This window comes from Pontibacter actiniarum, assembly GCF_003585765.1.
Classification (GTDB): Bacteria; Bacteroidota; Bacteroidia; order Cytophagales; family Hymenobacteraceae; genus Pontibacter; species Pontibacter actiniarum.
This window is the reverse complement of sequence record NZ_CP021235.1, coordinates 1,643,142-1,658,405: the sequence shown is the minus strand read 5'-3', so window position 1 is coordinate 1,658,405 and position 15,264 is coordinate 1,643,142. Positions and strand designations below refer to the sequence as shown.

General features: G+C 53.5%; 11 protein-coding genes. 7 read left to right on the top strand and 4 right to left on the bottom strand.

Annotated elements, in window-relative coordinates:
• The first annotated feature begins 3 nt into the window (after positions 1-3).
• Complete coding sequence (locus tag CA264_RS07200) at positions 4-1,551, top strand: DHA2 family efflux MFS transporter permease subunit (protein ID WP_025605875.1); 1,548 nt, start codon at positions 4-6, stop codon at positions 1,549-1,551.
• A gap of 79 nt (positions 1,552-1,630) precedes the next feature.
• Here the strand turns inward: CA264_RS07200 and CA264_RS22345 are convergent, their stop codons facing one another.
• On the bottom strand, positions 1,631-1,762 hold the full coding sequence (locus CA264_RS22345) for a hypothetical protein (RefSeq protein WP_257791733.1): 132 nt from the start codon (positions 1,760-1,762) through the stop codon (positions 1,631-1,633).
• Between the two features lie 643 nt (positions 1,763-2,405).
• Between CA264_RS22345 and CA264_RS07190 the strand changes: the two genes are divergently transcribed.
• Positions 2,406-3,869: an FMN-binding glutamate synthase family protein gene (locus tag CA264_RS07190; RefSeq protein WP_025605871.1), complete on the top strand. Its 1,464-nt coding sequence runs from the start codon at positions 2,406-2,408 to the stop codon at positions 3,867-3,869.
• A 68-nt stretch (positions 3,870-3,937) separates the two neighbouring features.
• On the opposite strand, the gene CA264_RS21810 is transcribed toward CA264_RS07190, so the two are convergent.
• The 3 genes from CA264_RS21810 to CA264_RS21805 form a co-directional block, all read right to left on the bottom strand.
• On the bottom strand, positions 3,938-4,087 hold the full coding sequence (locus tag CA264_RS21810) for a hypothetical protein (RefSeq protein WP_157593657.1): 150 nt from the start codon (positions 4,085-4,087) through the stop codon (positions 3,938-3,940).
• A gap of 144 nt (positions 4,088-4,231) precedes the next feature.
• Positions 4,232-7,618, bottom strand: a complete 3,387-nt coding sequence (locus CA264_RS07185; protein ID WP_025605870.1) for a methylmalonyl-CoA mutase family protein — start codon at positions 7,616-7,618, stop codon at positions 4,232-4,234.
• A 327-nt stretch (positions 7,619-7,945) separates the two neighbouring features.
• Positions 7,946-8,122 (bottom strand): hypothetical protein, encoded by a 177-nt coding sequence (locus CA264_RS21805; protein WP_162912064.1) that lies wholly within the window; start codon positions 8,120-8,122, stop codon positions 7,946-7,948.
• A 207-nt stretch (positions 8,123-8,329) separates the two neighbouring features.
• Between CA264_RS21805 and lepA the strand changes: the two genes are divergently transcribed.
• The 5 genes from lepA (at position 8,330) to CA264_RS07160 (ending at position 15,142) form a co-directional block, all read left to right on the top strand.
• The gene (lepA, locus tag CA264_RS07180) at positions 8,330-10,114 is read left to right on the top strand and encodes a translation elongation factor 4 (protein ID WP_025605867.1); all 1,785 of its coding nucleotides are present in this window, start codon (positions 8,330-8,332) and stop codon (positions 10,112-10,114) included.
• Positions 10,115-10,281: 167 nt separating this feature from the next.
• Positions 10,282-11,163, top strand: a complete 882-nt coding sequence (folD, locus tag CA264_RS07175; protein WP_025605865.1) for a bifunctional methylenetetrahydrofolate dehydrogenase/methenyltetrahydrofolate cyclohydrolase FolD — start codon at positions 10,282-10,284, stop codon at positions 11,161-11,163.
• Positions 11,164-11,267: 104 nt separating this feature from the next.
• The gene (locus CA264_RS07170) at positions 11,268-12,311 is read left to right on the top strand and encodes an NAD(P)-dependent alcohol dehydrogenase (RefSeq protein ID WP_025605863.1); all 1,044 of its coding nucleotides are present in this window, start codon (positions 11,268-11,270) and stop codon (positions 12,309-12,311) included.
• A gap of 314 nt (positions 12,312-12,625) precedes the next feature.
• On the top strand, positions 12,626-13,207 hold the full coding sequence (locus tag CA264_RS07165) for a 7-carboxy-7-deazaguanine synthase QueE (RefSeq protein WP_119570431.1): 582 nt from the start codon (positions 12,626-12,628) through the stop codon (positions 13,205-13,207).
• Between the two features lie 9 nt (positions 13,208-13,216).
• The gene (locus tag CA264_RS07160; RefSeq protein ID WP_025605859.1) at positions 13,217-15,142 is read left to right on the top strand and encodes an OmpA family protein; all 1,926 of its coding nucleotides are present in this window, start codon (positions 13,217-13,219) and stop codon (positions 15,140-15,142) included.
• Positions 15,143-15,264: the final 122 nt, after the last annotated feature.

Here is a 15,264-nt window from a genome sequence, read left to right as displayed (position 1 = left end):
TAGATGGCTGAAACCGGAATAAAAAAATGGCTCATCACCATAACTGTGATCACGGCTTCGCTTCTGGAGCTGATCGACACCACTATTGTGAACGTGGCCATGCCCCAGATACAAGGTAACCTGGGGGCAACTCTGGAGGATATTGCGTGGGTGGTAACGGGTTATGCCGTTGCCAACGTAATCGTGCTCCCCATGTCTGGCTGGCTGGGAGGCCGCTTCGGCCGGAAGAATTACTTTATGGCCTCTATCATCATCTTTACCGTCACCTCCTTTCTATGCGGAAATGCGGCAAACTTTGATGAGCTGGTTATCTTCCGGATTATACAGGGTCTGGCCGGCGGTGGCCTGCTGTCTACGGCGCAGTCCATCCTGCTGGAGACCTGGCCGCGAGAGCAGGTAGGTACAGCCACCGCCTTGTTTGGTCTTGGTGCGGTGGTTGGCCCAACGCTGGGCCCGACCATTGGGGGCTACATTACCGATAACTACTCCTGGCCCTGGATTTTCTACGTGAACATTCCTGTGGGTATTCTGGCTGCTTTTGCCACGTATCTCTTTGTGAAGCCTACCGAGAAAGAATCCAAAGGCGCACCTGTTGACTGGTGGGGCATCGCTTTGCTTGCCCTGGCTGTAGGCTCGCTGCAGACGCTGCTGGAGAAGGGGGAAAGCGAAGACTGGTTTGAGACAGGGTATATCGTGGTGCTGGCTGTAATGGCTGTGCTCGGTGCCATCCTGTTTATCTGGCGTGAGCTTAGCACAGACCACCCTATCGTAAACCTCAAGATCTTAAAGCACAGAAGCTTCTCCATTGGTATGTTTACCTCGTTTGTGCTGGGCTTCGGTCTGTACGGCTCCATGTTCGTGTTCCCGATCTTCTGCCAGAACCTGCTGGGCTTTACCGCACAACAAACCGGGCAGCTGCTGTTGCCGGGCGGCCTGTGTACCATTATCATGATGCCTTTTGTAGGGAAGATGCTGCAGCGCGGCGTCCCGGCCCAATTCATGGCGACCATGGGTATGTTCCTGTTCTTTGTGTTCTCCTGGATGCTAAGCAACTCGAACCTTCTGTCGGGCACGGGGGACTTCTTCTGGCCGCTTGTGATACGCGGTATCGGTATGTCGTTGCTCTTTGTGCCGCTTACAACGCTGGCCGTGCAGGATTTGCATGGGAAGGAGATAGGGCAGGGCACAGGCTTGAACAATATGAGCCGCCAGTTGGGAGGCTCCTTCGGTATCGCTGCGCTAACTACGCTGATCCATGTGCGCCAGGGTGTGCACCGCAACGACCTGCTGGTGAACATCAACGAGTACAATACTGCCTTTATGCAGCGTTTTAACGGGCTGATTCAAACCTTCGTGTCGAAGGGGTACAGCCTGATAGATGCCAAAACAGCGGCCTATAAAGCTATTGAGGGCATGGTGACAAAGCAGACCTATCTACTGACCTATACCGATGCGTATTGGGTAGCCGGTTTGATCATGCTGTTCTCCATCCCGCTGCTTTACTTACAGAAGTTCAAGAAGAACACAAACGTACCCACAGACGTGCATTAAGTTGGATTTTGCTGCACCGGTACACATAAGTAAGGGCCGCTCATCAGAGCGGCCCTTACTTATTGAACTCGGTTTTCGTTTACAGGTACAGGTGGTATTCTTCGCCTGTCAGGTCAATTTCAATTGTGCTGGGAGCTAACCAACTCTTAATAAACAGGCCTACTGTAGTGCCTACCAACAGCATGGATGAAATTGCTGAGATACTCTTCATGGTATTAATCTTTTTTGGGTGAATCTGTGAGTAGAACGCTTTTCTTACGCGAAGGTTGCTCATTAATTTCACCCAATTATTACGCCGCCGTTAAGCTTTTGTAACGCAGCGTGTTACTCACGGGGCAGCAGCCTATTGTAACCTTACGCTGACGGGTTGGGTAAGGGATGCATGTAAGGATGGCGGTTTTTGAAACAGGCTTTGCCCCGGGAACCGCTTTAGCTGCTACGGTATCTGAAAAATTCAAATTCATACTTAGTGGCTTTTATCGCAAATAATCCTATACCTTTGCGCCAAAATATTGAGTATGCCGCTGCAACGCCAACATATGAGCCTTTTAAATACTGCCTGTTCCTGCCAGGGAATGGCTACCGGTTCGCACCATGTGGCGCTGCGCGACCATCTGAACGGATATTGTCTCTGTTTTTACACCACTCCCAAAGACTTTAGCTGAGCTGCCCAGCATTGCGCCTGCCCTCAGGAGGTAATGCTGGATTAACCTTATGCATCAGTTAAAAGCAAATAACTCATATAAATATACTTACATATAATGGCTACAAGCATTAGCGTCAGGCGTACGCTGTCGTACGTTATTATCGCAACGTATTTAGTTACCTTAACTTTGTCCATTTTTAACAGGCACATGCTATGGCTGCTACTGTTGCTCGTGCCGCTGCACCTGGTGTACCTGTACAATGTGCGCCAGGCGCGGCACTCGCTCCTGCGCAACTATCCGCTGCTGGGGTACCTGCGGTACTTTTTCGAAAGTATACGCCCGGAGTTTCGCCAGTATTTCTTCGAGTCGGACCTGGACGGTAAACCGTTTAGCCGCCGCCAGCGGTCAATCGTGTATCAGCGTGCCAAGAACCAGCGCCAGACGGTGCCCTTCGGTATGCAAAGCAACAGCCAGGAGGTGGGCTACGAGTGGATTGCCCACACGATGTTCCCGGTGCACGTGAAAGAGGAGGACCTGCGCGTAACCGTGGGGAGCAGCCGCTGCCAGCAGCCTTACAGCGCCAGCATTTACAATATCTCGGCCATGAGCTACGGCTCGTTGAGCAAGACGGCGATCACGGCCCTGAGTGCCGGAGCCAAATTAGGGGGCTTTGCGCACAACACGGGAGAGGGTGGCGTTAGCCCCTTCCACATCGAGGGCGGCGGCGACTTAATCTGGCAGATCGGCACGGGCTACTTTGGCTGCCGCGATAAGCAAGGCAACTTCTCTGAGGCGCTTTTTAAAGAGCAGGTTGCGCACCCGCAGATCAAGATGGTGGAGATAAAGCTGTCGCAGGGGGCCAAGCCTGGGCACGGCGGTATACTTCCGGCGGCGAAAAATACGCCAGAGATCGCGGCTATCCGCAAAGTGGAGCCTTACACCACGGTTGCTTCGCCACCGGCGCACTCAGCCTTCAACGACCAGTTTACGCTGTTGCTCTACATTGAGAAGCTGCGGGTGTTGTCAGAAGGTAAGCCGATCGGCATTAAACTCTGTATCGGGGAGAAGCTGGAGTTTGAGCGCCTTTGCCAGGAGATGATGCACAACAACCTCTTCCCGGACTTTATCACCATTGACGGTGCCGAGGGTGGAACGGGCGCGGCTCCGCTGGAGTTTACCGACAGCCTGGGCATGCCGCTTTACGACGCGCTGGCCTATGCACACAGCACACTGAAGAAGTATGGCCTGCGCAAGGAGATTAAGCTGTTCGTAGCTGGCAAGATCATAACAGGGGTAGACATCATCAAAGCCGTGTCGTTGGGGGCTGACAGCTGCTACAGCGCGCGCGGAATGATGTTCTCGCTGGGTTGTATCCAGGCCCTGCAGTGCGACTCCGGTCGCTGCCCGGTGGGTATTGCCACGCAGGACAAAAACCTTTACCAGGGGCTTGATGTGGCGGATAAGCGGGTGCGCGTGGCAAACTTCCACGGGAACACCATCAAATCCACGGCAGAGGTGATGGAGGCGTGTGGCTTTGGTTCGCTTGCTGCGATCAAACCGGAAAAGATCTTCAGAAGAGTGGAGCAGGGCAAGAACGTCAGCTTCAAAGATCTGTACTTCTCTAAAAACGCTGCCGCCAGGGAGCTAAATGCTAACTATATGCTTAACTAGCCTTGTAGAGCGGCACAAAAAAGCCCCGTCAGTTTCCTGGCGGGGCTTTTTTGTGCCCTTTAAGGTGGCTAAAGATAATCCTCGTTATGTTCATCATAGGTGTCAATCTCAAGCTCCTCGCCGTCGAAACAGTGGTAAACAAACAAGCAGGCTACTGTTCCCAACAATAAAACGGTGCCTAAAAAGTATAGCAACGGAGATGCTTCTGTCTGTTTCATAGTAGTTATAACTTAATCTCTACCTTATACTTACGTCTGGCGCAGGGTGCTGTTATACTTGCTCCTTAACTTAATAGGGGCCTGCACTAAAAAGAAAAGCCGGACCCATGGTCCGGCTTCTTTACTTGTATCCCAGAAGGCGCCTTACATGTTTCTGCGGTATTGGCCGCCTACTTCAAACAGTGCGTTGGTAATCTGGCCCAGGGAGCAGAACTTCACGGTATCCATCATTTCTTCGAAGATGTTGCCGTTGTTGATGGCTACCTGCTGAATGCGCTTGAGCATTTCTGCAGACTTGTCTGCGTTGCGCTCCTGCAGGGCATGCACCATCGAGATCTGGTATTTCTTTTCCTCTTCCGTAGCCCGGATTACCTCTGTCGGGATTACGGTTGGGGAGCCTTTGGAAGACAGGAAGGTGTTCACGCCGATAATCGGATACTCGCCGGTGTGCTTCAGTGTCTCGTAGTACAGGCTCTCCTCCTGAATTTTGCCGCGCTGGTACATGGTCTCCATGGCACCCAGCACGCCTCCGCGTTCGGTGATGCGGTCGAACTCTGTCAGCACCGCCTCTTCTACCAGGTCCGTCAGCTCTTCGATGATGAACGAGCCTTGCAGCGGGTTCTCATTCTTCGCAAGACCCAGCTCACGGTTAATGATCAGCTGGATGGCCATGGCACGGCGTACAGAGGCCTCTGTAGGGGTTGTGATGGCCTCGTCGTAAGCGTTTGTGTGCAGCGAGTTACAGTTGTCATAAATGGCGTACAGCGCCTGCAGCGTGGTGCGGATATCGTTAAAGTCGATCTCCTGCGCGTGCAGGGAGCGGCCGGACGTCTGGATGTGGTACTTCAGCATCTGCGAGCGGGCATCGGCGCCATACTTGTGCTTCATCGCTTTGGCCCAGATTCTGCGCGCCACACGGCCGATTACCGCATACTCCGGATCAATGCCGTTGGAGAAGAAGAAGCTTAGGTTCGGAGCGAATTTGTTGATGTCCATACCGCGGCTCACGTAGTACTCTACAAACGTAAAGCCGTTTGCCAGTGTAAAGGCAAGCTGCGAAATTGGGTTGGCGCCAGCCTCGGCAATGTGGTAGCCGGAGATCGACACCGAGTAGAAGTTACGCACGTTCTTGTCGATGAAGTACTGCTGCACGTCTCCCATCAAGCGCAGCGAGAACTCCGTTGAGAAGATACAGGTGTTCTGTGCCTGGTCTTCCTTCAGGATATCCGCCTGCACGGTACCGCGTACGGCAGCCAGTGTGCGTGTTTTAATCGGTTCGTATACTTCGGATGGCAATACCTGGTCGCCGGTTACGCCGAGCAGCATCAGGCCGAGGCCGTCGTTGCCTTCCGGTAGTTTGCCCTGGTAGCTTGGCCGCTCAGCGCCTTTTTCTTTATAGATCGCCTCAATTTTCTTCTCAACCTCTTCCTCCAGGCCATGCTCTTTAATGTAGAGCTCGCACTGCTGGTCTATGGCGGCATTCATGAAGAAGCCGGTAAGTATAGCAGCCGGGCCATTGATGGTCATGGATACCGAAGTCTTCGGATCGGCCAGGTTAAAGCCGGAGTACAGTTTCTTGGCATCGTCCAGGCAGCAGATGCTCACGCCCGAGTTACCGATCTTACCGTAGATATCCGGTCTGTAATCCGGGTCTTCGCCGTAAAGGGTAACCGAGTCAAAGGCAGTAGACAGGCGCTTGGCTGGCATGCCCAGGCTCACGTAGTGGAAGCGACGGTTTGTGCGCTCAGGGCCACCTTCACCGGCAAACATACGGGTGGGGTCTTCGCCTTCGCGCTTGAACGGGAACACACCGGCTGTGTATGGGAACTCTCCCGGTACGTTTTCCTGCAGGTTCCACTTCAGCAGGTCGCCCCAGGCCTCATACTTCGGCGTGGCTACTTTCGGTATCTGCAGGTGCGAGAGCGACTCGGTGTGCGTCTTTATCTTCAGCTCTTTGTCGCGTACTTTAAAGACGTAGAACTCGTTTTTGTACGCCTGTACTTTCTCTTTCCAGTTATCGAGTATCTTCTTGTTCTGGCCGTCCAGGTTCAGCTCCACTTCCGCATAGGCGGCTTCCAGTTGCTTTACCAGGCGGTCCTTGTCTTCTACCTCAATTTCCTGTATTGCCTCGATAGACTTCTTGATGCCGTACAGCTTCTGCGCCACTTCCGCCTGGTCGTTGGACCATTTGTCGTAGCTGCGGATGGTCTCAGAAATCTCAGAGAGGTACCGCGTGCGGCTAGGAGGGATGATGAACACCTTCTCCGACATCTCCTTCGATGTCTGTAGGTTGGAGTCAAACGCAATGCCTGTCTTCTCCGAAATGGTGCCCATGATTGTGCGGTACAGCTGGTTCATGCCCGGGTCGTTGAACTGAGAGGCGATGGTGCCGAACACCGGAATATCCTCATCCTTCACGTCCCACAGCTGGTGGTTGCGCTTGTACTGCTTCTTCACATCGCGCAGGGCGTCCAGTGCGCCGCGCTTGTCGAATTTATTCAGGGCGATCACATCGGCAAAGTCCAGCATGTCGATCTTCTCGAGCTGGGTGGCGGCCCCGTACTCCGGCGTCATCACGTACAGGCTCATGTCGGAGTGCTCAATAATCTCCGTGTCAGACTGGCCGATACCGGAAGTCTCCAGGATGATCAGGTCGAAGCTGGCAGCCTTTACAATGTCCACGGCGTCCTGCACATACTTGCTCAGGGCCAGGTTGCTTTGGCGGGTAGCCAGGGAGCGCATGTACACTCTTTCATTGGAGATAGAGTTCATGCGGATACGGTCGCCCAGCAAGGCTCCGCCGGTTTTACGCTTCGAAGGGTCAACAGAGATGATAGCGATCTTCTTCTCCGGGAAGTCCATCAGGAAGCGGCGCACCAGCTCATCCACCAAAGAGGACTTACCGGCACCACCCGTACCGGTTATACCTAGTACCGGTGTTTTGATCTCTTTTGCCTGGTCCTTTACCTGGTTCAGTATGCCGCGGGCTTCCTCCGGAAAGTTTTCTGCGGCAGAAATCAAGCGGGCAATGTCTTTAGGGTTCTTTTCCTGGAGGTGCTTGTACTCGCCGTTCAGGTTCTGGCCCGTCGGGAAGTCGCACTTCTGCAGCATGTCGTTGATCATGCCCTGCAGGCCCATGGCGCGGCCGTCGTCCGGGGAGTAAATACGGGCGATGCCGTACTCGTGCAGCTCCTCGATCTCAACAGGGAGTATAACCCCGCCGCCGCCGCCGAAGATGCGGATGTGCCCGCTGCCCCGCTCGTTGAGCAGGTCGTACATGTACTTGAAGTACTCGATGTGGCCACCCTGGTAAGAGGTGATGGCAATAGCCTGCGCATCCTCCTGAATGGCACAGTCCACGATTTCCTGCACCGAGCGGTTGTGGCCCAGGTGGATTACCTCTGCACCGGAGGCCTGTATGATACGACGCATGATATTAATGGCTGCATCGTGGCCGTCGAACAGAGAAGCAGCTGTAACGATACGAATATGGTTTACAGGCTTGTATGGTTCTACTGTAGTTGCTTGCATGTATACTTAACAGTTTTTTTCCAGATTTGATGCGAATATAGTCATTTTTAGGCATACTTACAGCCGTTGCGGCAGGCCCAAAAGCTCGTTCGCACCCTTAGCTATACGCAGCAATGCTTGCCACAAGTATAAAACAGGTAAGAAGTATAGGGCTGCCAGGCGCAGAGCGGTGTGGCGGCAGCAGGAGCAGGGGGCTCCTTGAAGAGAAGCGGTAGGCGGAGGGGAAGGGAGTGTTTAAAGACGGGAAAGCAGTGCCGGCACTTCTGTCCGGTAAAAGCGAAGGCCTGCCGCACGGGATGGTGCGGCAGGCCTTCGCTCAATATGACTTTACTTTTTACCGTTGCGAATGGCGCCGAACAGCACCGGGCTGAAAAAGCGCAGGTTCTCAATTACACAAGCCATGCTGTAGAACTTTTCGGGGTCTATTTCCGCATTCTCTGCCATGGCTTCCAAAATGGCGTTCAGGCTCTCGCTGAACGTAGCATCAAACTCTTCTTTTGTCATCCTTTTATACTTGTACAGCTTCCCTACACTAACTAAACCCGTTTACCGGAAATAAAATTCACCACCCCGCACAAACGCGCACAGTGGCTGGCCGTGCCGCAAAATGAGGTATAGCGTAACGGCAGGGCGTTTATTTCTTGCAAGGATAGCCAAAATCTGCTGACATGAGTGGAAGATTTATTAACTTTGTTTTTCGTATAGATATTTATGAAGAACATCCGTAATTTCTGCATCATCGCCCACATCGACCACGGTAAAAGCACCTTGGCCGACCGCCTGTTGGAATTCACCCAAACGGTAGCGGAGCGTGAAATGCAACACCAGCTGCTTGACAACATGGACCTGGAGCGTGAGCGCGGCATTACTATTAAGAGCCACGCCATCCAGATGAACTATCACTACAAAGGGGAGGACTATGTGCTGAACCTGATAGACACGCCTGGCCACGTGGACTTTTCCTACGAGGTTTCCCGCTCTATTGCTGCCTGCGAGGGCGCTTTGCTGATTGTGGACTCCTCCCAGGGCATCGAAGCACAGACTATCTCTAACCTTTACCTGGCCATCGGCAACGACCTGGAGATCATCCCGGTGCTCAACAAGATCGACCTGCCGCACGCGATGCCGGAAGAGGTGTCGGACCAGATCATCGACCTGATCGGTTGCGATAAGGAGGATATCATCCATGCTTCGGGCAAGGCTGGTATTGGCGTGGAAGACATTCTGAATGCCATCTGCGACCGTATTCCGGCCCCGAAGGGCGACCCGGAAGCACCGCTGCAAGCACTTATCTTTGACTCAGTTTTCAATTCCTACCGAGGGATCGAAGTATACTTCCGTATTTTCAACGGCTCGCTGAAGAAGGGGGAGAAGGTTAAGTTCATCAACACGGGTAAAACCTATGAAGCCGATGAAATCGGCGTGTTGAAGCTGAACCAGGAGGCCCGCCAGGAAATGGGGGCCGGTAACGTGGGCTACCTTATCTCAGGTATCAAAAACGCCAAAGAGGTTAAAGTAGGGGATACCATTACGCACGTGGATCGTCCGGCGCAGGGCATTCAGGGCTTTGAGGATGTGAAGCCGATGGTATTTGCCGGTATTTACCCGGTAGAGACAAGCGAGTACGAAGAGCTGCGTGCCTCTATGGAGAAGCTGCAGCTAAACGATGCCTCGCTGGTGTGGGAGCCGGAAACATCGGCGGCACTTGGTTTCGGCTTCCGTTGCGGTTTCCTGGGGATGCTGCACATGGAGATCGTGCAGGAGCGTCTGGAGCGTGAGTTCGACATGACGGTGATCACCACCGTTCCGTCGGTACAGTTCCATGCCTATACTACTAAAGAGGCAATGGTGAAGGTTAACGCACCGTCGGAGATGCCGGACCCGAACTACATCGACCATATCGAAGAGCCGTTTATCAAGGCGCAGATCATATCTAAATCTGACTTTGTGGGCCCTATCATCACGCTGTGTATGGATAAACGCGGTATCCTGAAGAACCAGACCTACCTGACGAGTGACCGGGTGGAGATGACCTTCGAGATGCCGTTGGCAGAGATCGTGTTCGACTTCTTCGATAAACTGAAAACAATTTCGCGCGGCTATGCCTCGCTTGACTACGAGCTGATCGGCTTTCGGCAGTCAAACATGGTGAAGCTGGATATAATGCTGAACGGTGAGAAGGTGGATGCGCTGAGCGCGATCGTGCACCGCGATAAAGCCTACGACTGGGGCAAGCGCCTCTGCGAGAAGCTGCGTGAGCTGCTGCCGCGCCAGATGTTCGAGATCGCCATTCAGGCTGCCATCGGCCAGAAAATCATTGCACGCGAAACAGTGAAGGCCCTGCGTAAAAACGTACTGGCCAAGTGCTACGGCGGTGACATTTCACGGAAGCGTAAGCTCCTGGAGAAACAGAAGAAAGGTAAGAAACGCATGCGCCAGGTAGGCAACGTGGAAATCCCGCAAGAAGCCTTCTTAGCCGTGCTTAAACTCGACTAAAGTATAAACAAGCCCCGACGTGCCTCTGCGCGTCGGGGCTTGTGCTTTAAAGGCATCGTAGACTTATTGTTCAAAGTATATACAGTACATCAGCTACTTTCATGTTTAAGCGGGTGTACCCCAAAAAGCCATTCATAATTCATCACTCCTAATTCTTACTTAAAAAGATGACCCTGCTCGACGGTAAAAAAACATCCGAAGCCATCCAAGACGAAATTGCTGCAGAGGTAGCTGCAATCAAGGCCAAAGGGGGCAAAGTGCCACATTTGGCGGCTATATTGGTCGGAAACGATGGTGGCTCAGTAACCTACGTAAACAACAAAGTGCTGGCCTGTGACCGCATTGGCTTCGGGTCATCGCTTATTCGCTACGAAGACTCCGTGTCGGAGGAGGAGCTGCTGAACAAGATCAAAGAGCTGAACGAAGACCCCGAAGTTGACGGCTTTATAGTACAGCTGCCCCTGCCAAAGCACATTGACGCGAACAAGGTGCTGGAGGCAATCGACCCGAAAAAGGATGTAGATGGTTTTCACCCGACAAACGTGGGCAGAATGGTGGCCGGCTTGCCTGCCTACCTGCCGGCTACGCCCGCCGGCATCCTGCAGCTGCTGAAGCGCTACAACATCGAAACAAAGGGCAAGCACTGTGTGGTGATTGGCCGCAGTAACATCGTAGGCACCCCGATGAGCATCCTGATGTCTAAATGCACGTATCCGGGTGAGGCGACCGTTACGATCTGCCACCGCAATACCGTGGACTTGGCGCACCATACACGCCAGGCGGATATTCTTATTGTGGCTGTGGGCAGGCCCGGTTTGGTTACTGCCGATATGGTGAAAGAAGGCGCCGTGGTAATTGACGTGGGAACGACCCGCGTGCCGGATGAAACGCGCAAGTCAGGTTTCCGCCTACGCGGCGATGTGGACTTTGACAATGTTGCCGAGAAATGCAGCTACATTACCCCGGTTCCGGGTGGTGTTGGCCCGCTTACCATTGCCATGCTGATGACCAACACCCTTCGGGCTGCGAAGCACGAAGTATACGGTTAAACATTTTGCCACGACTGCTGTTATAAAGTTGCCGCAGGTGCCGTGCGTCACTGTACCTGCCCGTACCGAAACAGCAAACCAAGTCATCTATTAAAAAATCAACTATGATTCCAGTAAAAGGATATGCCGTGCAGAATGCCACCACTCCGCTCGACGCGTTCAGCTTTGAGCGCCGCGAGGTGGGCGAGCATGATGTGCTGATTGACATTTTATACTGTGGCGTGTGCCACTCGGATATTCACCAGGCGCGTGATGAGTGGGGCGGCTCTATTTATCCGATGGTGCCCGGGCACGAGATCGTGGGCCGCATCAGCCAGGTGGGCAGTAAGGTTACCAAGTTCAAAGAAGGCGATTTAGCCGGTGTAGGTTGTTTTGTGGACTCCTGCCGTACTTGCCCAAGTTGCCAGGAAGGGCTGGAGCAGTACTGTGAGGTGCACAACGTGGGCACCTACAACAGCTACGAACTGGATAAAAAGACCCCGACCTACGGTGGCTACTCCAACAAAATAGTGGTAGACGAAAAGTATACCCTGAAGGTAAGCGAGAAATTAGACCTGGCCCGCGTGGCGCCGCTGCTTTGCGCCGGCATCACCACCTACTCACCGCTGATGCAGTGGAAAGTAGGGAAGGGGCACCGTTTGGCGGTGGTCGGTTTGGGCGGCCTGGGCCATATGGCGGTAAAGATCGGTGCTTCGCTTGGCGCGAATGTTACCGTTCTTAGCACGTCTCCTTCAAAGGAGCAGGATGCCATTGACCTTGGCGCGCATAGCTTTGCCGTTACCAAGGATGCCAACCTGATGCGCGAGCTGCGCGGCTCTTTCGATTTTATACTTGATACTGTATCAGCCCCGCACGACCTGAACATGTACCTGAGCCTGCTGAAGCGGGATGGTACCATGATTCTGGTTGGTGCACCCCCTGAGCCTGCAGCCGTTGCCGGCTTTAGCCTTATTGCGGGCCGAAAGCGCCTGGTAGGCTCTATGATAGGCGGCATCCAGGAAACGCAGGAAATGCTGGATTACTGCGCCGAGCACAATATCATGTCTGATGTGGAAGTTATTCCGATTCAGGAGATCAACAGCGCGTATGAGCGTGTGCTGAAAAGTGACGTGAAATATCGCTTTGTGATTGATATGGCCTCTTTGTAGTTGATCAGAAACGACAGAGAAAGGCTCCTGCTGAACAGTAGGGGCCTTTTTTGCTATAGTGCCGTCTAAATTAACGTGTGAACAAGGCAGGCAGGCCGGAACAGAACGGGCTGCAATCCTTGTTTGAAATTTAGCTAACTTGCAGGCCTGTTTGGTGCAGAACTGCACGGCAGCTTGCGAAACGGAAGTATAAATGGCTGAGTGTAGGATAACCCCCGCACCGTAGCCGAACGAAAATTGCATTGGAAGAATTAAAAACAGTTAAAACAGCTTCTATCCACCAGGTGCCAAAAGACGGCTCTCGTCTGCCTTTGATGGAGGCATTTTACACGATACAAGGGGAGGGTGGCAACACAGGAACCGCAGCGTATTTTATCCGCCTGGGCGGCTGTGACGTGGGGTGCCACTGGTGCGATGTGAAGGAGAGCTGGGATGCGGAGCTGCACCCGCTCACACCCGTAGCCGATATTGTGGCTGCCGCCGCTGCCTATCCGGGCAAAGCTGTGGTGATAACCGGCGGCGAACCGCTGCTCTACAACCTGAAGCCTTTGACGGAGCAGCTGCAGGCGCAGGGCATTAAAACGTACATCGAAACCTCTGGCGCTTACCCTGTGAGCGGCAGCTGGGACTGGATCTGCCTTTCCCCTAAAAAGTTTAAAGCACCTGACGCTACCGTATATCCCTTTGCGAATGAGCTAAAAGTGATTATCTTTAACAAGAGTGACTTTAAGTGGGCGGAGGAGCACGCTGCGCTGGTGGGGCCGCATTGCCAGCTGTACCTGCAGCCGGAGTGGAGCAAAGCCAGCGAAATAACGCCGCTCATTGTAGAATACGTGAAGAATAATCCGCAGTGGCGTGTGTCGCTGCAGACGCACAAGTACATGGATATTCCATAAACCCTGAACATGTATAAACCACTGCTTACCTCTTTCCTGTTGCTGCTGGGTATTGCTACCGCTACGATGGCACAAACCAGGCTGAGCACTACCTCAGCCAAAGCAGAGCGTTTATACGAAAAGGCGGACAGTTACGTGCGGGCCCGCGACTTCGACCGCGCGCTGGAAGCGTTGGCTGCGGCGGCTGAAAAGGACCCGAACTTTGCGGAGGCCTATCTGCGCGCTGCCGGCCTGCACAAGATGATGGGCAATAAAGCCGCCGCCTTTGAGAACCTGGAGAAGGGCCTCAAGCTGCTTCCTTTCTCAAAAGGACAGGCGACAAACTACTTTGACCTCGCGGAGATGCACTTCGACAGGGGAAACTACGATGCCGCCCGGGAGTGGTATGAGACGTATCTGAAGACCGGTTCAACCAACGCCAAGATGGTTGATTGGGCGCGGCACCAGCTTAAAACAGCGACCTTCGCGCAGGAGGCGATGCAAAAGCCGGTGCAGTTTGACCCGGTGCAGCTGCCAAACACGCTTAATCGCTTTGGCCTCCAGTATTTCCCCTATACCACCGCTGATCAGCATTACTTTATTTATACGGCCCGTGAAAGTGCCCGCCCGGAGCATGACGAGAACATTTACGTGAGCCAGAAAAGAGGGGAGGACTGGCAGCCGCCTCTTCCTATTTCCGAAAATATCAACTCCCCGGCCAATGAAGGCGCGGCTACCATTTCCGGTGATGGCATGACCCTTGTTTTCACGTCCTGTAACCGCCCCGATAGCCAGGGAGACTGTGACCTGTACATCTCCTTCCGGACAGGCAGCGAGTGGAGCAAGCCACAGAACATGGGTAAAACGGTTAACTCCAAAGCCTGGGACTCCCAACCCAGCCTTTCTGCTGACGGCCGCACCATGTACTTTACCTCTACAAGAGGAGGTGGGATAGGTAAGGAGGATATTTGGGTGACTTACCGCAATGACGACGGCAGCTGGCAGCAACCCCAGAACCTGGGCATGCCCGTAAATTCCACTGGCCGCGACATGGCTCCCTCCATTCACGTGAGTGGCTCCACGCTATACTTTGTAAGTGACGGGCATGTGGGCATGGGCGGGCTCGATATCTTTAAAACAAACCTGCAGGCTAACCGAAAGTGGACGGAGCCCAAGAACCTGGGCTACCCGCTGAACACCTTTGCGGACGAAGGCTCGCTTTTCATTACACCCGACAACAGGATCGGGTATTACTCCCGGCAGGTGAACTCAGAAGCCGGAACACCAAGTATACAGCTCTATCAGTTTGCTGTGCCGGCAGAATGGCGAAGCAGCGAGATGAGTACCTATGCGCAGGGCCGTGTGTTCGATGCCACAAACAAGAAGCCATTGGCCGCGCAGGTGCAGCTTTATGACGTGGAGGCTGATTCCCTGGTGCAGCAAGTCAGTTCGGATAAGGTTTCAGGGGAGTACACCGTCGTTCTGACGCAGGGCAAGCAGTATGCCCTGTACGTGTCGGCTCCGCAGTACCTCATGAATAGCCGCAGCTTTGACTATACTTCGTCCAAGGCTTTGTCTCCCGTTGCACTGGATGTGTACCTGGACCCGATTAAGGCTGGCGCTGCGGTGGTCCTGAACAATCTGTTTTTTGACACCGGCAAGTATAGCCTGGAGAAGAAATCCAAAACAGAGCTGGACAAGCTGATTGCTTTTATGCAGCAGAACCCGCAGGTGAAAATCGAAATATCGGGCCATACGGATGATGTCGGCTCAGACCAGGCAAACCAGGTGCTCTCGGAGCGGCGTGCAAAGTCGGTGGTGGATTACCTGGCGAGCAATAGCGTTAGCAGAGACCGCATCCGCTACAAAGGGTATGGCGAAAGCAAACCTGTTCAACCAAACTCCTCCGAAGAGAACCGCCAGCTTAACAGGCGCATCGAAATGTGGGTCTTGTAGCAAGTCTTGCCCTTGTGCCTAGGCAGTAGCTCTAACTCAAGCTATTCCTGCTACTGCCTCCTGCATAGCGATAGTAAGCAGGTATGATTGCGCTTTGAGCGACCTGTATGGTAACTCAGTGA